Annotated in this window: 23 protein-coding genes and 1 tRNA gene; 4 read left to right on the top strand and 20 right to left on the bottom strand. The window is 61.9% G+C overall.

The window, feature by feature from the left end; genetic code table 11:
* Window positions 1-32: 32 nt before the first annotated feature.
* The 7 genes from rlmN to trmJ all read right to left on the bottom strand — a co-directional run bounded on the left by rlmN (window position 33) and on the right by trmJ (window position 5909).
* Window positions 33-1226 (bottom strand): dual-specificity RNA methyltransferase RlmN, encoded by a 1194-nt coding sequence (gene rlmN / locus LLY24_RS17495; RefSeq protein ID WP_259037600.1) that lies wholly within the window; start codon window positions 1224-1226, stop codon window positions 33-35.
* Between the two features lie 81 nt (window positions 1227-1307).
* Window positions 1308-1733 carry a nucleoside-diphosphate kinase gene (gene ndk / locus LLY24_RS17500; protein ID WP_259037601.1) on the bottom strand — a complete coding sequence of 142 codons (426 nt, stop codon included), beginning with the start codon at window positions 1731-1733 and terminating at the stop codon, window positions 1308-1310.
* 178 nt (window positions 1734-1911) lie between these two features.
* Complete coding sequence (locus LLY24_RS17505) at window positions 1912-2238, bottom strand: HesB/IscA family protein (protein ID WP_259037602.1); 327 nt, start codon at window positions 2236-2238, stop codon at window positions 1912-1914.
* 30 nt (window positions 2239-2268) lie between these two features.
* Window positions 2269-3435: an aminotransferase class V-fold PLP-dependent enzyme gene (locus LLY24_RS17510; RefSeq protein WP_427854577.1), complete on the bottom strand. Its 1167-nt coding sequence runs from the start codon at window positions 3433-3435 to the stop codon at window positions 2269-2271.
* 86 nt (window positions 3436-3521) lie between these two features.
* Window positions 3522-3989, bottom strand: a complete 468-nt coding sequence (locus tag LLY24_RS17515) for a Fe-S cluster assembly transcription factor (protein ID WP_259037604.1) — start codon at window positions 3987-3989, stop codon at window positions 3522-3524.
* 75 nt (window positions 3990-4064) lie between these two features.
* A complete protein-coding gene (gene cysE / locus LLY24_RS17520) occupies window positions 4065-4958 on the bottom strand; it encodes a serine O-acetyltransferase (RefSeq protein WP_259037605.1) in 894 nt (297 codons plus the stop codon).
* Window positions 4959-5141: 183 nt separating this feature from the next.
* On the bottom strand, window positions 5142-5909 hold the full coding sequence (trmJ, locus tag LLY24_RS17525) for a tRNA (cytosine(32)/uridine(32)-2'-O)-methyltransferase TrmJ (protein WP_259037606.1): 768 nt from the start codon (window positions 5907-5909) through the stop codon (window positions 5142-5144).
* Window positions 5910-6123: 214 nt separating this feature from the next.
* Here trmJ and LLY24_RS17530 point away from each other — a divergent pair, with 214 nt between their 5' ends.
* Window positions 6124-6918: an inositol monophosphatase family protein gene (locus tag LLY24_RS17530; protein ID WP_259037607.1), complete on the top strand. Its 795-nt coding sequence runs from the start codon at window positions 6124-6126 to the stop codon at window positions 6916-6918.
* A gap of 119 nt (window positions 6919-7037) precedes the next feature.
* On the opposite strand, the gene secF is transcribed toward LLY24_RS17530, so the two are convergent.
* The 5 genes from secF to queA form a co-directional block, all read right to left on the bottom strand.
* Complete coding sequence (gene secF / locus LLY24_RS17535) at window positions 7038-7961, bottom strand: protein translocase subunit SecF (RefSeq protein WP_259037608.1); 924 nt, start codon at window positions 7959-7961, stop codon at window positions 7038-7040.
* Window positions 7962-7970: 9 nt separating this feature from the next.
* Complete coding sequence (gene secD, locus LLY24_RS17540) at window positions 7971-9824, bottom strand: protein translocase subunit SecD (protein ID WP_259037609.1); 1854 nt, start codon at window positions 9822-9824, stop codon at window positions 7971-7973.
* 133 nt (window positions 9825-9957) lie between these two features.
* On the bottom strand, window positions 9958-10284 hold the full coding sequence (gene yajC, locus LLY24_RS17545; RefSeq protein ID WP_259037610.1) for a preprotein translocase subunit YajC: 327 nt from the start codon (window positions 10282-10284) through the stop codon (window positions 9958-9960).
* A 72-nt stretch (window positions 10285-10356) separates the two neighbouring features.
* Complete coding sequence (gene tgt, locus LLY24_RS17550; protein WP_427854578.1) at window positions 10357-11475, bottom strand: tRNA guanosine(34) transglycosylase Tgt; 1119 nt, start codon at window positions 11473-11475, stop codon at window positions 10357-10359.
* Between the two features lie 52 nt (window positions 11476-11527).
* Window positions 11528-12559 (bottom strand): tRNA preQ1(34) S-adenosylmethionine ribosyltransferase-isomerase QueA, encoded by a 1032-nt coding sequence (gene queA / locus LLY24_RS17555; RefSeq protein WP_259037612.1) that lies wholly within the window; start codon window positions 12557-12559, stop codon window positions 11528-11530.
* Between the two features lie 112 nt (window positions 12560-12671).
* Here queA and LLY24_RS17560 point away from each other — a divergent pair.
* Window positions 12672-12758 (top strand) — tRNA-Leu (locus LLY24_RS17560).
* A gap of 122 nt (window positions 12759-12880) precedes the next feature.
* Here the strand turns inward: LLY24_RS17560 and LLY24_RS17565 are convergent.
* A complete protein-coding gene (locus tag LLY24_RS17565; RefSeq protein WP_259037613.1) occupies window positions 12881-13171 on the bottom strand; it encodes a DUF1330 domain-containing protein in 291 nt (96 codons plus the stop codon).
* Between the two features lie 83 nt (window positions 13172-13254).
* On the opposite strand from LLY24_RS17565, the gene ribBA reads away from it, so the two are divergent.
* On the top strand, window positions 13255-14355 hold the full coding sequence (ribBA, locus tag LLY24_RS17570; RefSeq protein WP_259037614.1) for a bifunctional 3,4-dihydroxy-2-butanone-4-phosphate synthase/GTP cyclohydrolase II: 1101 nt from the start codon (window positions 13255-13257) through the stop codon (window positions 14353-14355).
* Between the two features lie 142 nt (window positions 14356-14497).
* Here the strand turns inward: ribBA and LLY24_RS17575 are convergent, their stop codons facing one another.
* The 7 genes from LLY24_RS17575 to LLY24_RS17605 all read right to left on the bottom strand — a co-directional run bounded on the left by LLY24_RS17575 (window position 14498) and on the right by LLY24_RS17605 (window position 19751).
* Window positions 14498-15055, bottom strand: a complete 558-nt coding sequence (locus LLY24_RS17575) for an NUDIX hydrolase (protein ID WP_259037615.1) — start codon at window positions 15053-15055, stop codon at window positions 14498-14500.
* A 10-nt stretch (window positions 15056-15065) separates the two neighbouring features.
* Window positions 15066-15803, bottom strand: a complete 738-nt coding sequence (locus LLY24_RS17580; RefSeq protein WP_259037616.1) for a GntR family transcriptional regulator — start codon at window positions 15801-15803, stop codon at window positions 15066-15068.
* 87 nt (window positions 15804-15890) lie between these two features.
* Window positions 15891-16274: a 4-carboxymuconolactone decarboxylase gene (gene pcaC, locus LLY24_RS17585; RefSeq protein WP_259037617.1), complete on the bottom strand. Its 384-nt coding sequence runs from the start codon at window positions 16272-16274 to the stop codon at window positions 15891-15893.
* 39 nt (window positions 16275-16313) lie between these two features.
* Entirely contained in the window at window positions 16314-16820 is a 507-nt protein-coding gene (locus LLY24_RS17590; RefSeq protein ID WP_259037618.1) for a flavin reductase family protein, read from the bottom strand.
* Window positions 16821-16840: 20 nt separating this feature from the next.
* Window positions 16841-18316, bottom strand: coding sequence for an aldehyde dehydrogenase (locus LLY24_RS17595; protein ID WP_259037619.1), 1476 nt, complete (start codon window positions 18314-18316; stop codon window positions 16841-16843).
* Complete coding sequence (locus LLY24_RS17600; protein ID WP_259037620.1) at window positions 18313-19137, bottom strand: alpha/beta fold hydrolase; 825 nt, start codon at window positions 19135-19137, stop codon at window positions 18313-18315. The genes LLY24_RS17595 and LLY24_RS17600 overlap by 4 nt, the downstream gene beginning before the upstream one ends.
* A 14-nt stretch (window positions 19138-19151) precedes the next feature.
* On the bottom strand, window positions 19152-19751 hold the full coding sequence (locus LLY24_RS17605) for an amino acid synthesis family protein (RefSeq protein WP_259037621.1): 600 nt from the start codon (window positions 19749-19751) through the stop codon (window positions 19152-19154).
* 461 nt (window positions 19752-20212) lie between these two features.
* Between LLY24_RS17605 and LLY24_RS17610 the strand changes: the two genes are divergently transcribed.
* Window positions 20213-21790 carry a BCCT family transporter gene (locus LLY24_RS17610; protein ID WP_259037622.1) on the top strand — a complete coding sequence of 526 codons (1578 nt, stop codon included), beginning with the start codon at window positions 20213-20215 and terminating at the stop codon, window positions 21788-21790.
* Window positions 21791-21801 lie beyond the last annotated feature (11 nt).

The following is a 21801-nucleotide window of genomic DNA, read 5'->3' on the forward strand; positions in this document are numbered from 1 at the left end:
CGCTGTGGCAAACGGAAGTCAAGAAGCCCCCGTCAGTCTGCATCCAATTGAATGGATTGAATATAGCGTGCGTGACGCTTGGTGCGATCTTTCACCCGGCCAACCAGCTGACCGCAGGCGGCGTCGATGTCGTCCCCGCGAGTGGTACGCACCGTGGCGTTGTAGCCAAGGTCGTAGAGCCACTGCTGAAAACGCATGACCTGGTTGCGTGACGGCTTTTCATAGCCGGAGTGCGGGAAGGGGTTGAACGGAATCAGGTTGATCTTGCACGCCAGCTCCTTTAGCAGCGCGGCGAGCTGCTCGGCGTGCTCCTGCTGGTCGTTGATGTCTTTGATCAGGGTGTACTCGATGGTGATCTGCCGATTCTCCGGCGACTTGGCCAGATAACGATGGCAGGCATCCAGCAGTGCACGGATGTTGTACTTACGGTTGAGCGGCACCAGTTCGTTGCGCAACTCGTCGGTGGCGGCGTGCAGCGAAATGGCCAGGCTCACGTCGATCTCGTCCCCCAGCTTGTCGAGCATGGGCACGACGCCGGAGGTGGAGAGCGTGACGCGACGCTTGGATAGGCCGTAACCGTCGTCGTCGAGCATCAGCTTCATCGCCGGGACGACGTTGTCGAAATTCAAAAGCGGCTCGCCCATACCCATCATCACCACGTTGGTGACCGGGCGATTGGCGGTATCGCGGCGCGGGCCCACGCTTCGCTGGGCGACCCACACCTGGCCGATGATCTCGGCGGCGGTAAGGTTGCGCTGAAAGCCCTGTTTGCCGGTGGAGCAAAAGCTGCAGTCCAGCGAGCAGCCCACCTGCGAGGAGACGCAGAGGGTGCGGCGCTTGCCGTTCTCGGCCGGGATCAGCACGGTCTCGACGTAGCTGCCATCCTCCACTTCCAGCACCCACTTGCGCGTGCCATCGGAAGAGGTGCCTTCGTAGACCACGCCCGGCCCACGAATCTCTGCCACCCGAGCGAGTTTGTCGCGCAGGGCCTTGGAGAGATTGGTCATGGCGGCGAAGTCGTCGCAGCCCTCGTGGTGAATCCACTTCATCACCTGGGCGGCGCGAAACTTCTTCTCACCGATGGCGAGAAAGAACGCCTCCATCTGCCCACGCGACATGCCGAGCAGGTTCTGGCGCTCGGGTGCGGCAGCGCTCGCTGGGCTTTGGGCCTCGCGGTGCTGAGCGTCGGCGGTGGGGGCAGGCGTATGTTGGGCTACGGTGGTCATGGCGATTGGTGTTCGTCGAAGAGGCGGGGGCAGGGCCCCCGCAAAAGTGGCCGGCAACGAGACGTTGAAACGGCGACGCGCTTAGCGCGGGCAGATTTCGTCGTTGCCGAAGAAGTAGTTGATTTCACGCTCGGCGCTTTGCGCAGAATCGGAACCATGGACAGCGTTGGCGTCGATTGTTTCCGCGAAGTCGGCGCGGATGGTGCCTGGCGCTGCTTCTTTGGGGTTGGTGGCACCCATCAGTTCACGGTTCTTGGCGATGGCGTTGTCGCCTTCCAGCACTTGAACCACGACCGGACCAGAGGTCATGAAGCCAACCAGATCCTTGAAGAAGGGGCGCTCTTTGTGCTCGGCGTAGAAACCGCCCGCTTTCTCGTCGGATAGGTGCAGCATCTTGGCTGCAACGACTTTGAGACCGGCTTTTTCGAAGCGGGCGATGATCTCACCGATGGCGTTCTTGGCGACGGCATCGGGCTTGATGATGGAGAGCGTACGTTCAGTTGCCATGCAAAAAATCTCCTGGAAGGGGATGTAGCAAAAACCGCCGCCACGGTGGCCCGGGCGGCGCAGAGAAATACGGGTCAGCAAGAGCGTGGCGAACCACCGGCTGCCGAGTGGGCGCGATTATAGCGCCTAAGCGGGGGGATGAATACCGCGCGAAGATGAATAGCGGCGCGCCCTGTGGCTAGACGGTAAAGCTCTCGCCGCAGCCGCACTCGTCCTTGACGTTGGGGTTGTTGAAGCGAAAGAAGCGGTTGAGCCCTTCGCTGACGTAGTCCACTTCGCTACCGTCGAGCATGGTCAGCGCGTCCTGGGCGACGAAGACGCTAGCGCCGTTGTCGTCGAAGCGTACTTCACCGTCGTGTGTGTCATCGGCAAAGTCGAGTACGTAGCTGTAGCCCGAGCAGCCGCTGGGTTTGACGTTGACGCGCAGGCCAAGGCCGGTGCCGCGCTCGGCTAATACACGCCGGATCTGGTCGGCGGCGGCGGGGGTGATCGAAAGCGTTGCCATGGGGTTCCTCCTCTAGACAATCGTGACCGCTCAGCGGGGACGCAAACCGCTGACCGCGTGGCGAATAAGGGTAAGGGCGTGGTCGATATCGGCCGTCTGGGTAAAGCGGCCAAAGCTAAAGCGCAGTGACGCCAGGGCGAGTGCGCGCGGTACACCCACCTCCAACAGCACGTAGGAGGGATCGACGCTGGCCGAATTGCACGCCGAGCCGGTCGAGACGGCGACATCGCGCAGCGCCATGAGCAGTGACTCCCCATCGACGTCGGCGAAGGCCAAGTTGACGATGTTGGGTACCACCTCGGCCTCGGCCTCGGGCGAGTTGAGACGAGCGCCCGGCACCTCGGCAATGCCAGTGAGAAAGCGGGCGCGCAGCTGGGCAATGCGCGTTTGTTCGGCTTCGGCTTCTTGGGCGAGCAGGGCAAAGGCTTCGCCCATGGCGGCGATCTGATGGGTCGGTAGCGTGCCCGAGCGCATGCCGCGCTCGTGCCCGCCGCCATGAATCAGTGCCTCGATACGCATCTCGGGGCTGCGCTTGACGTAGAGCGCCCCCACGCCTTTGGGGCCATAAGCCTTATGCGCCGAGAGCGACATCAAGTCGATGCCTTGGGCCACTACATCGAGAGCTATGCGCCCGCTCGCCTGGGCGGCATCGGTATGAAAGCAGGCGCCGAATTCATGGGCGACGGCGGCGAGCCCGGCAATATCGTTGATGCTGCCGAGCTCGTTGTTGACCGCCATCAGCGAGACCAGTGCGGTGTCGTCGCGCATCGCCGCGCGTAGCTGCGCAGGTTGAATACGGCCATCCGCTCCCGGCGCAAGCCAGGTCACCTCGAAGCCTTCGCGCTCAAGCGCCTTAGCGGTGTCGATGACGGCCTTGTGCTCGATGGTCGAAGTGACCAAGTGCATACCGCGTTCGCGATTGGCGCGCATGAAGCCGGTGAGGGCGAGGTTGTCGGCCTCGGTGGCGCCGCTGGTCCAGACGATCTCGCGCGGGTCGGCATTGATTGCATCGGCGACCTGGCGGCGCGCCTGCTCGACCGCCTGTTCGGCCTGCCAGCCCAGCATATGGCTGCGTGAGGCCGGATTGGCGAACAACTGATCGACGGTCAGGTAGCGCTGCATCACCGCGGCCACGCGCGCATCCACCGGGGTGGTGGCGGCGTAGTCGAGGTAGATGGGAAGCGGGGGTGTGGTCATCGTCATGGTCAGCCGTTATGAAGTAAAGCCAATGTCTGCAGCCAGTATAGGCACAAGGAACAAGAGATAAGCGGTTGAAGGAGTGGTCAGCTCGACGAGGCGAGTACGCCGGTTTCCAGGTGGCGCTGCTGGCGCGTGGCGACCTGAATCACATCCGGGCGCTGCATCAACTGGGCCAGGGTCACGTCATCGAGGAAGTGGCGAATCTGGCTCGACAGGTCGCACCACAGGTGGTGGGTCAGGCAGGTGTCGCCCTGCTGGCAGTCGGACAGGCCCTGGCAACGCGTGGCATCCAGCGTTTCACTGACCGCATCGATGACCTGGGCGACGCTGATCGTCTCGGGCGGCTTAGCCAAGCGGTAGCCGCCGCCTGGGCCGCGCACGCTGCTGACCAGCCCCGCTCTACGCAGGCGCGCGAACAGCTGCTCCAGATAGGAGAGCGAAATCTGCTGGCGCTGAGCGATGTCGCTCAGGCAGGTAGGGCAGTGCTGGGCGTTCAGCGCCAGATCCAGCATGGCGGTCACGGCGTAGCGGCCCTTGGTGGTCAGACGCATGTCGGGTACCTCGGCGCTGCTCGAAAGCGCTCAACGCAAGTGTGCCGCCATTATGTGAAAGACCAAGTAGTGTGGTCAACCATTACCCCGCGTCGGCGGCTCGTGATCCCTCGACGTTGTCTCTTCCAGCGAGGCTTTTTCCGACGACGCTTTTTCCGCTGAGGCTTTAGTGCCCCCGCAGACACTAGAGGCTTCATCAAGCACGCTGGCGAAATCTTCGCTGCGAAGCTCGGGGAGCTGGCCATCGCGGTAGCTGGCGTCGAGCTTGCGCAGGGTCGAGCACATACGCTCGATGCGCTCGTCGACCATCTGCATGTGATCGAGCATGGCCTGCATCGAGCGGGCAACCGGGTCGGGCATGTCCTGGCTCACGCCATAGGCATCGAAGCCGAACTTCTGTTTGATCGCTTCGCGCCGGGCGGGATCGACCTCCAGCGCCTCTTCGACGTCGGGTTCGGCGCGCTGGACGATCTTGCCGGGAATGCCCACCACCGTCGCGCCCGGCGGCACTTCTTTTGTCACCACGGCATTGGAGCCCACCTTGGCGCCTGCGCCGACGACGAAGGGCCCTAGAATCTTGGCGCCTGCGCCGACGATCACGCCGTCGCCAAGGGTGGGGTGGCGCTTGCCTTTGTTCCAGCTGGTGCCGCCTAGGGTAACGCCATGGTAGAGCGTAACGTCGTTGCCGATTTGGGCGGTCTCACCGATGACCACCCCCATGCCGTGGTCGATAAAAAAGCGACGGCCGATCTGAGCGCCAGGATGGATTTCGATGCCGGTGAGCCAGCGCGCCAGCGTGGAGTTGGTTCGCGCCAGCCATTTGATGTTCTTGGTCCACAGCCAGTGATTTACCCGGTGCGCCAGCAGCGCGTGAAGCCCCGGATAGTTGGTGAGGACCTCGAAGAAGTTGCGCGCCGCCGGATCGCGGTCGAAAACGCTGTTGATGTCCTCACGGAGGCGATCGAACATGAAAGGTTCCTTGAAACGAAAAGGCGGCGGCGGAAAACCTGGCGCAACCGATGCACAGAAGATTGGCGTACAGCGTGGCAGCGGCGTTTAAAGTGAATCACTCAACGTGGGGGCGCGTGTTACCGGCTTCAAGCCTACGCCCTCTTCCATCGGGGCTTATTCCTCTGGGAGTATGCCCTGAGTCTAGTGGTTGGCGCCGCTGCCTGCTTTATTGCTAGCCGCTTTCTCCGTGGCCGAGAGAATGCCGCGCAGAATGTTCATCTCCATCTTCTCGACCCGGGCACGCAGGTAAAGGCGGCGCAGTCGGGCCATGAGCTGGCGCGGCTGGGCAGGATCATGAAAGCCGACGGTGACTAGCGTACGCTCCAGATGCTCGAAGTAGCGCTCGAGCTCGGCATGCGTGGCAGGCGCTTCCTCGGTATCCGGTGTTTCTTGTGCAGACGGCTCTTCCTGTTGGGCAAGCCAGGCCATACGGCACTCGTAGACCATTACCTGTACGGCGGCTGCCAGGTTGAGCGAGCTGAAATCGGGGTTGGTAGGAATGTGCACGTGAGCGTGGCAGCGCTGCAGTTCGGCGTTGCTCAGGCCGCTGTCCTCGCGCCCGAACACCAGCGCCACGCGGGCATCTTCACTTTGGCACTCCTGGGGTAAGCGCTCGGCCAGGGTGCGCGGCGTGACCATCGGCCAGGGCAGGGTGCGCGAACGGGCGCTGGCCCCGACTGCCAGGGTGCAGTCGGCCACCGCCTCTTCGAGGGTCGGGTACACGCGGGCGTTATGTAGCAGGTGATCGGCGCCTGAGGCGCGCGAAATGCTCTCCTGGGTGATGACGTCGCAGCGCGGCGCCACCAGCGCCAGATCCGTAAGGCCCATGTTATGCATGGCGCGGACCACGCCGCCGATGTTGCCAGGGTGGCTGGTGCCGATGAGGACGATGCGAATACGCTCAAGCATGATGAGACCCGGAAATGACCTGAAGATGAAAAGACCCGAAGGCGATGCGCGGGAAGTTTAGCATGCCCACGTAGCGTGGCCGAAAGCGCTCTGCTAGAATTGCCGCCCAATTGACGCTCGATCTGTTGGCACTGGGTACGTGAGTGCTGGCGCTTGGCATCGAGGCTTAGCGCGTCAACCCCGTTCTTTAACATCACTGTCACAAGGTCCGATCATGAGTCCGATGATCCAGTACACGCTGCGCGCCGCGCGTAGCGCCGTCGAACATTTTTTGCGTATCCGCGAGCGCATCGAAAACGCGCACGAGGAGTCCAACCTCGACCGCCTGCTCGAAGACGCCGCGCGCAAAGCCGAAGGCACCATCGTCCACCAGCTGGAGCGTGGCTACCCGCAGCATGGCGTTAGCGGTCGCTACACTCCGTTCAAGGCCGGTGAAGGCGAAGGCGCCGACATCGTATGGAAAATCGAACCGCTCCACGGCTACTCCGCGCTTTCTGTCGCGGGTAAGGGCTTCGCCCTGTCGGTGGTGTGCTTGGTCAAGAATCGCCCCGAGCACGCGGTCGTGATCGCACCTTTCAGTGATGATGAATTTCTCGCCAGCCGCGGCCGCGGCGCTCAGCACAATGGCAAGCGTATGCGCGTGAGCAAGGCCAGTGCCATTGGCGCGACGCGCCTCTCCATGAGCCTGCCCGAAAGCTGGCTTCGCCCGCGTCACCTGCCGACCTACCTGACCCTGATTCAGCAGCTAGCCCCCCAAGTGGATACGCTCTTCGCTACCGGTAGCGGCCTGCTCGATATTCTCGAAATGGCCAGCGGTCGTACCGATAGCGTTTTCGTCCTGGGTCTCGAAGAGCAGGATCTTCAAGTCGGTAGCTTGGTGCTCAAAGAAGCCGGTGCGCTTAGCGGCACACCCAGCGGCCAACCAAGCCTGCAGGCGGAGGGCCAGCTCATGGCTGCCAATCCGCGCCTCTACAAGGCGCTGCTCAAGCAGCTGGCGCCGCACGTCTAAGCGCTAGCCGCCTATAGAAGACCGTGCAAACAAAAGCCCCTGGCGAGTCATCCTCGCCAGGGGCTTTGCTTTTGCTAAGCGCAGCCGTCGTTCGCTAACGGCTGCGCCAAGAGCGCCGGTTAGGGCAGCTCCTCCTCTTCATCGTGCGCTTTCTTGGTCGGGATTAGGTCTTCGCGGCTGAGCTTGAGCGGGATCAAGAGCGCCCCCGAGATGTAGATCGACGAGAACGTGCCCACGCCGATGCCGATGAGCAGCGCGATGGCGAAGTTCTGGATCATGTCGCCGCCCAGCACCAGCAGCGCTAGCAGTACCAGCATGGTGGTGCCAGAGGTCGCCAGGGTGCGTGAGAGCGTGGCGTTGATCGCTTCGTTGAAGATCTGCGCCATATCGTCGATGCGTGACATGCGGATGTTCTCGCGAATGCGGTCGTAGACGACGATGGTGTCGTTCAGCGAGTAGCCGATGACGGCAAGGATCGCGGCCAGCACGGTCAGGTCGAAGTCGAGCTGGAACAGCGCGAATACGCCCACCACGATCACCACGTCGTGCAGCAGCGCGAGCAGCGCGCCGATGGCGAACTTGTACTGGAAGCGAAAAGCGACGTAGACCATTACCACGCCGAGCGCGACGAGCAGGCCAAGGCCGCTCTGGTCACGCAGCTGATCGCCCACCTGAGCGCCGACGAACTCAGCGCGCACCAGATTGACGGCGTCGCCATCGGCGCGAAGGATATTGGTCACCTGGTTGCCAACGTCGGAATCGAAGGCCTGCTGCAGACGGATCAGAATTTCGTTGGATGCACCAAAGGTCTGTACTGAGACGTCTTGAAAGCCACTGCCTTCGAGTAGCTGGCGCACGGTATCGAGCGAGGGCGCGACGTCATAGCGCACCTCGACCAGGGTGCCGCCGGTGAAGTCCAGGCCCAGATTGAGCTGCATGAATAGCACAGCACCAATGGAGATGACCAGCATGAGCGCGGAGGCGATGAACGCCAGCTTGCGCCGCCCCATGAAGTCGATATGCAGTTGTGATAGGGGTTTCATGGCCACCTCTTAAATCCAGAGCTTGGCGACGGGCTTCTTGCCATAGGTCAAGTTGACCATGGCGCGAGTGACCATCAGTGCGGTGAATAGCGACGTCAAAATGCCGATGGAGAGCGTCACGGCAAAGCCCTTGACCGGTCCGGTGCCGATGGAGAACAGAATCACCGCCACCAGTAGGGTGGTGATGTTGGCATCGACGATGGAGGTGAAGGCACGCTCGTAACCGGCGTGAATCGCCTGTTGAGCGGATAGACCGTTACGCATCTCTTCGCGTATACGCTCGAAGATCAGCACGTTGGCGTCCACCGCCATCCCCAGCGTCAGGACGACACCGGCGATGCCGGGCAGCGTGAGCGTCGCACCCAGCAGCGACATGATCGCCACCAAAAGCGTCAAGTTGAAGGCGAGAGCGATATTGGCAAAGAGGCCAAATACCTTGTAGCGCACCAGCATGAAGAGCACGATCAAAAGTAGGCCTACCTGTACCGAGAGCAGGCCGCGCTCGATATTCTCAGCACCCAGGCTCGGGCCGATGGTGCGCTCTTGGGCGAAGTAGATCGGCGCCGCCAGTGAGCCCGAGCGCAGGAGTAGTGCCAACTCGCCCGCTTCGGTGGGCGAGTCGAGCCCGGTGATGCGGAAGCTGTTGCCCAGCGCACTCTGAATGGTGGCAAGGCTGATGATGCCGCGCTCGACGTAGGGCTCGCGGATGGTGATCTGCTCGCCGGTTTCAGGGTCGACGGAGACGGTGTCTTCGCTACGGTGCTCGATGAACAGCACCGCCATATTACGCCCGAGGTTGGTGCGCGTGGCGCGGTTCATCAGCGTGCCGCCGGTGCCGTCGAGGTTGATGTTGACCTGCGGACGACCGTTTTCATCGAAGCTGCGGCTAGCGCTGGAGACGCTGTCGCCGGTGATGATGACATCACGCATCAGCTCGGCGCTGCGCGAGGCGTCGTTACGAAACGCGAGCGTTTCGGTTTCGTTGCTGGGTGTGTCGGGGCGCGCTTCTAAGCGGAATTCGAGGTTGGCGGTGGCGCCGACGATGCGCTTGGCCGCCACGGTGTCCTGCACGCCGGGCAGTTCGACCACGATCTGGTTAGGGCCTTGGCGCTGCACCATGGGCTCGGCAACGCCAAGCTCGTTGACCCGGTTGCGCAGGGTGGTCAGGTTCTGGTTGACGGCGTAGTCCTGAATTTCGTTGACCTGTTGATCGGTCAGCGACATCACCAAGCGTGCGGCACGACCGTCGCCTTCGTTGGTGTACTCGAAATTGGGAAAGTCGCGGCTGATCAGGCGGCGAGCCGTATCACGATCTTCGGGGCTGGCGAAATCGACCGACAGCGTACGGCCCTCCACCTCGGTATTGCGGTAGCGAATACGCTCGCCGCGCAGAAGCTCACGAATAGCGCTGGCATTGACTTCCAAACGCTGGGTGAGGGCTGCTTCCATATCGACTTCGAGCAGGAAGTGAACGCCGCCCCGCAGGTCGAGCCCCAGGGTCATGGGTGATGCGGAGAGCGATTGCAGCCAAGCGGGTGTGGCCTCGGCGAGGTTGAGCGCGACGGTGGCGTCGTTGCCGAGCGTTTGGGCAGCGATATCGCGGGCACGCAGCTGGTCGTCGGCGTGATTGAGGCGAATCAGCCACTGATCGTTGAGGGATTCGACGGCCTTGATGCCGATGCCTTGCTCGGTCAGCGCGCTTTCCACCGCATCGACCTGGCGTTCGTCCAAGGCGCTGCCCTGGGCGTTGCTGAGCTGAATGGCGGGGTCTTCAGGGTACAGGTTGGGAAGCGAGTAGATCAGACCAGCGGCCAGAACGACCAAAATGATCAGATACTTCCACAGGGGATAACGGTTGAGCATGCAGGCCCTGCCTTCAATGTGAAACGGAGTGCCGCGTTCAAGACTGCTTGCGCGCGGCAAAGTTCACCATCGTATAGACCATGTCACCCCTGCCGAGGGGGTTGGCACGGTAACGGCAGGGGTGGCGTGAGACTTAGATAGACTTAATGGTACCTTTGGGCAGGACAGCCGCCACAGCGCTCTTCTGAACGTTGACTTCGGTGCCGTCAGCCACTTCCATGGCGATGAACTCGTCGCTCACCTTGGTGATGCGACCTACCAGACCACCGCCGATGACGATCTCGTCACCTTTGTCCAAGCCGCCGATCAACTGGCGATGCTGCTTGGCGCGTTTGGCCTGCGGACGCCACAGCAGGAAGTAGAAGATCAGCACGAAACCGACCAGCATGACGATCTGGGCGATGCCGCCACCGGCCGCCGCTTCCTGCGCGTGGGCGGGTGAGATGAAGAAGTCCAGCATGGTAGACACTCCTGATGAGAGAGGTTGGGGGGTAAACGTTACCCTCGGGCGCACCCAGGGTGCGCCCGAGGCTCAATTCGGGGCGGGAGGCACCGGCAGGCCGCGCTTGGCGTAGAAGCCTTCCACAAAGGTCGTCAATGTACCCGCTTCGATAGCCGCGCGCAAATCAGCCATAAGACGCTGGTAATGGCGCAGATTATGGATGGTGTTGAGCATGGAACCGAGCATTTCGCCGCAGCGGTCGAGGTGGTGCAGGTAGCTTCTTGAGAAGTTCTGGCAGGTGTAGCAGTCGCAGCCCTCTTCGAGCGGACGAGTATCGAAGCGGTGCTTGGCGTTACGGATCTTGACCGTGCCCTCGGCGGTGAACAAATGGCCGTTACGCGCGTTACGCGTGGGCATCACACAGTCGAACATGTCCACGCCGCGGAGCACGCCTTCCACTAGGTCTTCGGGCTTGCCTACGCCCATGAGGTAGCGCGGTTTGTCATCCGGCATCCAGGTAGGCAGGTAGTCGAGCACCTTGATCATCTCTTCTTTCGGCTCGCCGACGGAAAGCCCGCCGATGGCCAAACCGTCGAAGCCGATCTCCAAGAGCCCTTTGAGCGAGCGTTCGCGAAGCTCGGGATGCATACCGCCCTGAATGATGCCGAAGAGCGCCGAAGGCGAGTCGCCGTGGGCCGTGCGGGAGCGCTTGGCCCAGCGCAGCGAGAGCTCCATGGATTTTTCGGCTTCCTGAAACGTGGCCGGGTAGGGCGTGCACTCATCGAAGATCATGACGATGTCGGAGCCCAGCGAGCGCTGCACCGCCATCGACTCCTCCGGGCCCATGAACACCTTGCTGCCGTCCACCGGCGAGCGAAAATGCACGCCCTGCTCGGTGATCTTACGCATCTTACCTAGCGAAAAGACCTGGAAGCCGCCGGAGTCGGTGAGGATCGGTTTGTCCCACTGGGCGAAGTCGTGCAGATCGCCGTGGGTTTCGATGACCTCGACGCCGGGGCGCAGCCACAGGTGGAAGGTGTTGCCGAGGATGATCTCCGCACCGATCTCCTTGATCGAGGCGGGCGTCATCCCTTTGACCGTGCCGTAGGTGCCCACCGGCATGAACGCGGGGGTCTCTACCGTGCCACGGGGAAAGTGCAAGCGCCCACGGCGGGCGCGGCCATCGTCGGCAAGGCGCTCGAAGCGCATAAAGCATTCGTTTCGCATGAGTATCTCGTGATCGAACGGCGCAGCGCAGCGGCTAGCGCGTCAGGAACATGGCATCGCCGTAGCTGAAGAAGGCGTAGCGCGCCTCAACCGCCTCGCGGTAGGCGTGCATGATGGTGTCGTAACCGGCAAAGGCCGAGACCAACATCATCAGCGTCGATTCGGGCAGGTGGAAGTTGGTGATCAACGCATCCACGCAGCGCCACTGGTAGCCGGGGTAGATGAAGATGTCGGTATCGCCGGAGAAGGGCTCGATCTGACCATCGGCGCTGTGCAAGCAGGCGCTCTCCAGGCAGCGCACACTGGTGGTGCCCACGGCGATGACCCGCTTGCCCGCTGCCTGCGTCGCGCGAATCTGCGCGCAGGTGGCGTCGCTTACCTCCACCCACTCGCTGTGCATGTGGTGCTCGCGAATGTCGTCGACGCGCACCGGCTGGAAGGTACCTGCGCCTACGTGAAGGGTCACGAAGGCGCTCTGCACGCCTTTTGCCGCCAGCTCATCAAGCAGCGGCTGGTCGAAGTGCAGCCCTGCCGTGGGCGCGGCCACCGCGCCGTCGCGGCGAGCGTAAACGGTTTGATAACGCTCGCGGTCGGAGAGTTCGTCGTCACGGGTGATGTACGGCGGCAGCGGCATATGGCCGTGTGCTTCCAGCAGCGCGATCATCGGCGTCTCACCGAGAAAGCGCAGCTCGAAGAGCGCCTCTTGGCGGCCCTCCACCACGGCGTGAATGCCGCCTTCGAAGATCAGCTCGGTGCCGGGTTTGGGCGACTTGCTCGAACGCAGATGAACGAGCCCGCGGTGCGCGTCCAGCGGCCGCTCCAGCAGCATCTCGATCTTGCCGCCGCTGGCCTTATGGCCGTGCAGGCGAGCAGGAATCACGCGGGTGTCGTTGAACACCAGCAAATCCCCTGGCGCCAGCAGCGAGAGCAGGTCGGGAAAGCGGCGGTGGGTGAGCGCCCCGCTACTGCCTTCGACGCACAGCAGCCGACAGTCGCTGCGCTGCTCGGAGGGGTAGCGTGCAATCAGCTCCTCGGGAAGCTCGTAGTGGAAGTCGGCGCGTTGCATGGAAGGCTCGTTCATCGGTGGGCAATCAGGCGCATAGGATAGCGCGTCGCAACGTTAAAGTCAGCGCATACGATTGACCTGCGTAGGTATCTGCGTATAATACGCCACCATTGCCGGTATGGCGGAATTGGTAGACGCAGCGGATTCAAAATCCGCCGCCTTTACGGGTGTGTCAGTTCGAGTCTGACTACCGGCACCATATATATCAAGGGCTTAGCGTTCATCGCTAGGCCCTTTTTAGTTTCTGATCGGCCGAAAGTGTCAACAAAGTGTCCACCGGTATCGGCTGCCTTTCTGTTTGTCTTCGTTCCTACCTGCGTTTTACACCCCTTCCACGATCATGATATCGACGTCGGCTGCGCCTTGGCGGGCGGCTTTGGCGGCTTGGTATTCGGGCGAGTGGTAGCACGCAAGCGCTTGTTGGTAGCTTGAAAACTCCATGACCACGCTGCGCTCGGCCGTAGGGCGGCCTTCTAGGCTGACGTTTTGGCCGCCTCGGGCGAGGAAGGTGGCGCCAAATTGCGTCAATGCCTTGGCCGCCAGCGCTTGGTATTCGGCATATTGGCCGGGGTTGGTCACGGTCACACTGGCGACCCAGTAGCCTTTGGACATACGACTTTCTCCTCATGGGTTTTGCGTATTATGGTATGCCATAATACCTTTGACTGCTGACTAACGACAACGGATCACACGCTATGGCACTCGACCGTATCGAAGACCTCATCGAAGACATGCGCTTAGGCCGGATGGTCATTCTTCTCGACGACGAAGATCGTGAAAACGAAGGCGACTTGATTCTCGCTGCCGAGCACGTAACGCCTGCGGCGATCAACTTCATGGCGACCCACGCCCGTGGGCTGATCTGCCTGACGCTCACGGCGGCGCGCTGCGACCAGCTGAACCTGGCGCCCATGGTCGAACACAACGGCGCTGGATTCGCGACGGCGTTCACCGTTTCGATCGAGGCGCGCGAAGGCGTGACGACAGGCATCTCGGCCGCTGACCGCTCCACCACCATTCATACCGCCATCGCCCCAGATGCGCACCCGCGTGACTTGGTGCAGCCGGGCCACATCTTTCCTCTGCGCGCCCGCGAAGGGGGCGTATTGAGCCGGGCCGGGCACACCGAGGCAGGGTGTGATCTGGCGCATCTGGCGGGCAAAGAGCCTGCGGCCGTCATCGTCGAGATCATGAACGAGGATGGCACCATGGCGCGACGCCCGGAGCTCGAAGCCTTTGCCCAGCGCCACGGCATCCGTATCGGCACCATTGCCGATCTGATTCAGTACCGGCTCAACACCGAGAAAACGGTGGTGCCGACCGGCCAGGAGCCCCTACAGACGATTCACGGCAACTTCACGCTGCATACCTACGAAGACACCATCGACGGCGATACGCACCTAGCGTTGACCATGGGCGAGATGTCGGCCGAGGCGCCGACGCTGGTGCGCGTGCACGTTATGGACCCACTGCGTGATTTGGTCGGCGCCGAGCATCAAGGGCCAACGACCTGGTCGTTGTGGTCGGCGCTCGAAGCGGTGGCGGCCGCCGGTCATGGCGTGGTGGTGGTACTTGCCAGTAACGAGTCGTCGCAGAGCCTGCTGTCGCGCGCGACGCGTCTCAACTGCGCTCAAGAGCCGCCCAAGCGTCGCTACTCCAATACCGGAACGGGTTCGCAGATACTTGCCGATCTCGGCGTGAGTAAGCTGCGCCTGATGGGCGCACCGCTGAACTATAAGGGGCTGGCAGGCTTCGACCTGGAAGTGATCGAGGTGGTTGCCCCGCCGGGAGAGTGATGCAAAAAGCGCAAGTCCAGTAAGCGTAGGCCCGGTTCAACGCAGAGCGTTTGAACCGGGCTAGGCAATTGATGGGGTGAACGTCGTCTAAGCAATAGGACGCCACCTGCGTTAAAAGACATTTTTGATAGTAAAGCGTCTCTTAGCGCATGAAATGAATGGTGCCACGCTCCATGCTGCCGGTATAGATGCCGTAGGAGCCGCCGGCGTTCTCGTCGATGTAGCGCTCGAGAATTTGGCGAATGGCGGGGTAGAAGATCTCCTCCCAGGGAATCTCTTCGGGGGCGAACCAGCGTACGGCGAGGGTTTCGTGGCCCGGGGCTTCGGTCCACTCGCGCAGCCGCGCGCGGTAGATGATGTAGAGCTCGTTGGTCGGCGGCACGCTAAAGATCGAGTAGGGTGAGAGGATGTCGGTCTGGATGCCGGTCTCTTCCCATACCTCGCGGTAAGCCGCTTCCTCGACGCTCTCGCCGCGCTCCATAAAACCGGCAGGTAGTGTCCAGGTGCCAACGCGCGGGGGAATGCCGCGCTGGCAGAGCAAAAGCTGCCCCTGCTCTTCGATGATCGCGCCAGCGATCACCTTAGGGTTGTCGTAGTCGATATAGCCGCAGGCACTGCAGCATAGGCGCTCGTGAGTATCGCCTGCGGGAATGCGGTGGGCGAGCGGGGAGTGGCCACAGCGAGGGCAGAAAAGTGCCATAAGGGTCACGCTACAAACCGTTTTCGACCCGCAGCGGGGGCGTGATGGGCTCGGGCGTTTCGCCGTTTTTGGCTGCCATGGCCGCCAGCGCCGTTCGCGCTGCCGCACGAATGTGCTCCACGCACGCCTCGTGGGCGGCCGCTGGGTCGCGGGCCTTGATCGCATCGACGATGCGCACCATCTCGCGGAAGCTCTCGATGTAGCGCTCCTTTTGCGAGATAGAAGTAGCGCGCAGGTAGCTGATGCGCGCCTGTAGCTGGTTCAAGAACTGCCCCGCTACGCGATTGCCCGCACCTTCGTAAAGCACGCCGTAGAAGTCGCTGACGGCCTCGACGATCTCGGGCGTATTGCCCTGGCGCAGGGTCTCTTTAAGGATTTCCCATACGCGATCGAGCTCCGCCATCTGGCGACGATTGGCCTTTTGCGTGAAGAGCTGCACGACCATGCTTTCGAGCACGCAGCGCAGCTCGTAGATGTCGCGGGCATCTTCGAGGGTGATCACCGCCACGCGCGGGCCGCGATTGCCTGCTTGCTCGACCAGCCCCTCGGCCTCCAAGTGGCGCAGTGCCTCACGCACCGAGGTGCGGCTAACGCCCAGGCGCTCGCACAGGTCGCGTTCGACCAGGCGGTCGCCGGGGAGAAGCTGGAAGCTCATGATCGCCTGACGCAGCTTCTCCAGCACCATTTCACGCAGGGTCGGCTGGTCGCGGGTTACCCTCAGGCTATCGTCGAGTGGCTGTCGTTTCATGGCATCCTTCCCTGGTGAGTGAGAGTAGCGCGGCGTTGAGTCACACTCTTTATGTGAGTCAGACCCTTAGGTTTGTGAATCAGGCCCTTAGGTGAGTTCGCCCATTTCGGTGAGCACGTCGCGGGCCTGGCGGAACGCGTCGATTGCAGCGGGCACGCCGCAATATATCGCCGTCTGCAGCAGCACCTCACGAATCTCCTCGACGCTCAGCCCATTGTTGATAGCGCCGCGAACGTGGAGGCGTAGCTCGTGGGGGCGGTTCAGGGCGGTGATCATGGCCAAGTTTATCACGCTACGATCACGGTCGCTGAGCCCCTCGCGGTTCCATATTTCGCCCCAGCAGTACTCGGTGACCAGCTGCTGCAGCGGCCGCGTGAAATCATCGGCGTTGCGCATGGACTGGTCGACGTATTCGGCGCCGAGTACGCGGCGCCGTTTGGCGAGCCCCTTATCGAAACGTTCCTGTGACATCGAAACCTCCTTCTATAGCGCTTGTGCTGTGCCGCTGGATTATACCGCCGCCGTCATCAGGCGCAGATTCTCCGGCAGCTGATCCATTTTACCCCGGCAGTAGAGTAGCGGGTTGGCCGCACTCTCATCGATCCAGATGTTTTGCACCTCGCCAACCAGGATGGCGTGGTCGCCGCCAGGATACTCGTTCCACAGCGAACACTCGAGGTAGGCCGAGGCACCGTCGATCAAGGCATTGCCGTGAGCCGAACGATGCCACTTCACCCCGGCACTCTTGTTGGGGTCCTTGCTGGCGAACTGATACGCAATCGCCTGCTGCTCGTCGCTTAGGATATGAATGGTGAAGCGTTTGCACTGCTGGATCACCGGGTAGGAGACCGACGTCAGGCTTGGGCACACCAGCACCAGCGCCGGATCCATGGATACGGCGGAAAAAGCGCTGGCGGTGAAGCCCACCATCTGGCCTTCATCGGTGAGGGCGGTGACCACGGTAACGCCTGTGGGGAAGGCCCCCAGGGCCTGCTTATAACGTTGTGAATCGATCATGATGGGTTCCTCCTTCGCGCTCAACGCATGACGAATGGGTCGGGCATGGGCTCTGACGAAAGGTTGATCCAGAGCGTTTTGAGATCGGTGTAGTCGTAGACGGCGTCGATGCCGCCCTCACGGCCGTAGCCGCTGGCGCCAAAGCCGCCGATGGGGGCCATGGCCGATACCGCGCGGTAGGTGTTGACCCAGAGAATACCGGCCCGCACGTCGCGCGACAGGCGGTGCGCTCGGGCGATGTCGCGGGTCCAGATACCTGCCGCAAGGCCATACTCGGTATCGTTGGCAAGGCGCAGCGCCGAGGCTTCGTCGTCGAAGGGGATAACCGCGACCACCGGACCGAAGACCTCTTCCTGCATGATCGGCAGGTCGTGGCTATCGCAGGCCAGAATGGTGGGCGTGTAGTACCAGCCTTGATGGCACTCGGGACGCTCGCCGCCGTGAATCAAGCGGGCGCCGTCGGCCTGGGCCTGGGCGACCATGCGCTCGATGCTGGCAAGCTGGTCCTGCGTGGCGATGGGACCCATCTCGGTATCCGCAACTGCCGGGTCACCGATCTTGATGGTGGCGGCGCGCTCGCGCAGCCGCGTAATGACCTCGTCATAGATACTGCGTTGGACCAGCAGACGCGAACCCGCCACGCAGCTCTGCCCCGAGGCGGCGAAGACGCCAGCGACCACGCCATTGATGGCGCTATCGAGATCGGCGTCCTCGAACAGAATGTTGGGCGACTTGCCGCCGAGCTCGAGCGACAGCTTAGCGAAGTTCTCGGCGCTGTTGCGCACCACGTGACGAGCTGCCCCCGCACCGCCGGTGAAGGCGATTTTGCGCACCAGGGCATGGCTGGTCAGGGCGGCACCGGTGGCACCAAAACCGGTCACCAAATTGACGACACCCGGCGGAAAACCGGCTTTTTCGACCAGATGCATAAGGCCGATGAGGCTTGCCGAGGCGTGCTCGGAGGGTTTGATGACGATGGTGTTGCCCGCCGCGAGCGCCGGCGCCAGCTTGATCGCGGTGAGGTAGAGCGGGCTATTCCAGGGAATGATCGCCGCCACCACGCCGAGCGGCACGCGCAGCGTGGCGCCGAACATATCGGGCTTATCCAGCGGTAGGGTTTCGCCCACCACTTTGTCGGCAAGACCGGCGTTGTAGTAGAAGAACTCGGGTAGATAGCCGAGTTGGCCGCGGGTCTCGCGGATCAGCTTGCCGTTGTCGCGGCTTTCGAGCTGGGCCAACTCCTCGGCGTTTTCGGCGATCAGCTCTCCTAGGCGGTAGAGCAGTTTGCCGCGCGCCGTGGCCGTGAGTTTGGACCACGCTTCGCCTTCGAAAGCGCGCTGGGCAGCTTTGACGGCTCTGTCCACATCTTCGGCATCGGCTTCGGGCAGGCGCGACCAGCACTCACCCGTGGCGGGATTGCGGCTATCGAAGGTGGCGCCGGTGAGGGCATCGACCCAGGCGCCATCGATATACATACGTAACGTTTCCACGCTCATGAGTGAGCCTCCTCTAGTACGTCATGGGGAGTGGCAAAAAAGCGCAGGGCGAGCGCGTTGACTACCCCAGGTGACTCTACCGGCACCATGTGGCGCTGGCCGGGGAAAACGTGCACGCCCGCCTTGGGCAACCGCTTAGCAAGACGCTTGGCCATGCTGGGGGTCGAGCCCGGATCGAGCTCGCCGGTAGCGACGAGCGTTGGCGCCCGAAGGTTCTCCAAGCGCTCGACGCCATAGGTGTCTTGGGTGCCGAACAGGGCATAGCTGCGGGCATAGCCCACCGGATCGTTCTGGCACACGGTGCGATGAATGGCGGCGACCGTTGCCGCGTGTTCCTGACGAAACGCTGGGCTGAACCAACGCTCTAGCGCTTCGTCGATATTGGCCTCGGGCCCTTGCTCGATGGTCTGCTGAATGCGCTGGGCGATACCGGCGCGCTGGCTTGCATCGCGCTCGAAAACGCTGGAGAGAATCATCAGCGCGCTGAGGCGTTCGGGCGCATTGAGAGCAAAGGCGCGCGCCACCAGCGCCCCCATGGAGAAGCCCAATACCGCGACCTTGTCCACGACGAGGTGATCGAGCAACTCGACGAGCTGGCGTGCATAGTCGTCGAGCGTCGCACCTTCGCCGGGCAGCGGGCTGCCGCCATGGCCGAGCATGTCGTAGGCGATGACATCGTGCTGGCGCGAAAGCGCGGCAAACTGGGCCTGCCACATGGTGGCATCGAGCCCCACGCCATGGATGAGCACCACGGGGGTGCCCTCTCCCTGGCGCCAGTAGCGGGTTCCGGCGGGGCTTGAGTGGGCGTTGGCGAGCTCCATGGGGTCTCCAGATGTTAGCGTTGGTTGGACTGCTCGGCCTCGGCCGCCAGCTCTTCGAGATCCTTGTAGCGGTTGCCGATACGCGGATGCAGACGGCCACCGTCGGCGGCGCCAAGGGCTACGACGATCTCGTTCTGGCGCGGGGCGTCTTCGATGCGCAGTTCAAGCGTGATGTAGTGGGAACGCAGCCCCTCATCGTGCTTGTGCATCATCGGAATCTGAATCGATGTGCCCGGAGCGCCGCGCTTATTGGTAAAGCTCAGGTAGCTCTTGGCGCCGACGGCGTCGCGGTAGTGGTTACCAAAGCGCAGGGTATGGATGATGGCGGAGGCGTGCTCGATTTCGCCCTCGGCGCCAATCACGGCTGCCTTGCCATAGGCTTCGATGGTGTCACCATCGATCTCATCGAGGATGATGCCGACCAAGCGCTCACCCAGCTCCGAGCAGCCGCTGCGGATCTCGGGAGCAAGATCGTCGATGAAGCCGCGCCCGTACCAGGGGTTGGTCATCACTGCCGCAACACCCACCATGGTGACCGGCTTCTCGCCCTCTTTCCCGCCCTCAATGAAGGTCGTTTCCCGATAGGTGACGATTTTTCTGACTTCAAAGCTCATCGCAATCTCCTGGAAGCGGCTGCTGCCTGATAGCCCTGGCCGCCGTGGTTGGTGCATCGCCGTGGTTAATCCAACGCCGTGGTTGATTCGCCGCCGCAGCGAATGCAGCGCAAAGGGTAATCATCGATCTGAGCGCCTTACCCATCTCTTGGTATACCATAATACAGTATTTCTTATGCGGTATAAAAGAGCACCGGTCAATAGACGTTGGTCGGTTAGACTTAAGTTTAAATTAAAATAATTTATTGAAATATAAACACTTAATTTCATATATAAATTTAAATTAGATTTTTTTCTGAGCATAAACATTATTTTGTTGAATCCCATATTATGGCATACCAATATGTGCAGCGAGCCGATCACCTCTCCCTTTCCCCTCGGACGATGTCATCGGCGCGTTGAACGCATGGGCGTATTGCATCACTACGCCTCCAAGACAATGAGAACCCCGGAGAGCTTTCATGCAAGACTCTCGTTCCAGTACATCCAACCGTGGCGTATTCGCGGGCGTCGACAAGACCATGGCCATTGCATCAACGGCCATGGTCGTGGCGTTCGTCCTCTTCTCCATTTTGCAGCCCTCGCTTGCCAACACCATCTACCTGAGCATCAAGGCCTTCATCGAGCAGCAGCTCGGCTGGTACTACATCTTGGTGGTCAACGTGGTGCTGTTCGTGACCGTCGGCATCATCGTTAGTCCATTCGGTAAGCTGCGTTTGGGGCGCGACCACGAACGCCCCGAGTTTTCCAATTTCACCTGGTTCGCCATGCTCTTCAGCGCGGCGGTCGGCACGGGGCTGCTGTTCTGGAGCATCGCCGAGCCGCTCAACCACCTGCAGGGCAACCCCTATATCGAAACTGCAGGTATCGCGCCCAACACGCTGCCTGCCGCGCAGACGGCGCTGACGCTGACGATTTTCCATTGGGGTCTGCACGGCTGGGCGATCTACATTCTGGTGGGCGTCATCCTGGCCTACTTCGCCTATCGGCATGATCTGCCGATGACCATTCGCTCGGCGTTCTATCCCGTGCTCGGCGAGCGCATCCACGGCCCCATCGGCCATGCCATCGACCTGCTGGCAATCTTCGCCACGCTGTTCGGCACGGCGACGACCCTGGGGCTTGGGGTGTCGCAGATGAACGCCGGACTCAATAGCCTTTTTGGCCTGGAGATCTCCAGCACCAACCAGGTATGGCTGGTGCTCGCCGTAACGGTGGCTGCCACGGTATCGGCGGTATCGGGGCTGAAGAAGGGTATTCGTCTGCTCAGCGAGTGGAATATCCACGTGAGCCTGATTCTTTTCGCCTTCTTCGTGCTGGCAGGGCCCACGGTGTTTCTGCTTACCGTCTTCACCACCAGCCTTGGTGACTACGCGAGCAACATCATCAGCATGGGCTTTTGGACCAACCCCGACCCCGAGAGCCAGTGGCAGGGCTGGTGGACGCTGTTCTATTGGGGCTGGTGGCTCTCCTGGGGCCCTTACGTTGGCATGTTCATCGCGCGTATCTCGCGTGGCAGAACCATTCGCCAAGTCCTGTTGGGCGGCATGGCGGCGGCCGTGCTCGGCGCGACCAGCTGGATCGTGATCTTCGGCGGCACGGCGCTGCATCTTCAGCTCTTCGGCGGCGTGGATCTGGCAAGCGTTGCGGTCGACGACATCACCACGGTGCTGTTCCAAACCATCGCCGCGCTCGATGTGCCATGGGCCACCGTTCCCATGATTGGCCTAGCCACACTGATGATCATCACCTGGTTCGTCACCTCGGCCGACTCCGGCACGCTGGTCATCTGCACCATTCTGGCCAAGGGCAGCCCGCACCCGCCGCAGCTCTATCGCGTGATCTGGGGCCTGGGGCTAGGCGCCACCGCTGCCGTACTGCTCATTGCAGGGGGGCTTGAAGCCCTGCAAACCGCGGCCATCGCCGCTGCACTACCGTTCTCCGTCGCGCTCCTGGTCATGTGCTACTGCATGATCAAGGCACTGCGCGGAGAGAGCGCCGATCCCACCGTGGCGGCTCGGCTGAGCCAACGCGATTAATCCCGTCGTAG

The sequence above is a fragment of the Halomonas dongshanensis genome (genome assembly GCF_024790395.1).
Classification (GTDB): Bacteria; Pseudomonadota; Gammaproteobacteria; order Pseudomonadales; family Halomonadaceae; genus Vreelandella; species Vreelandella dongshanensis.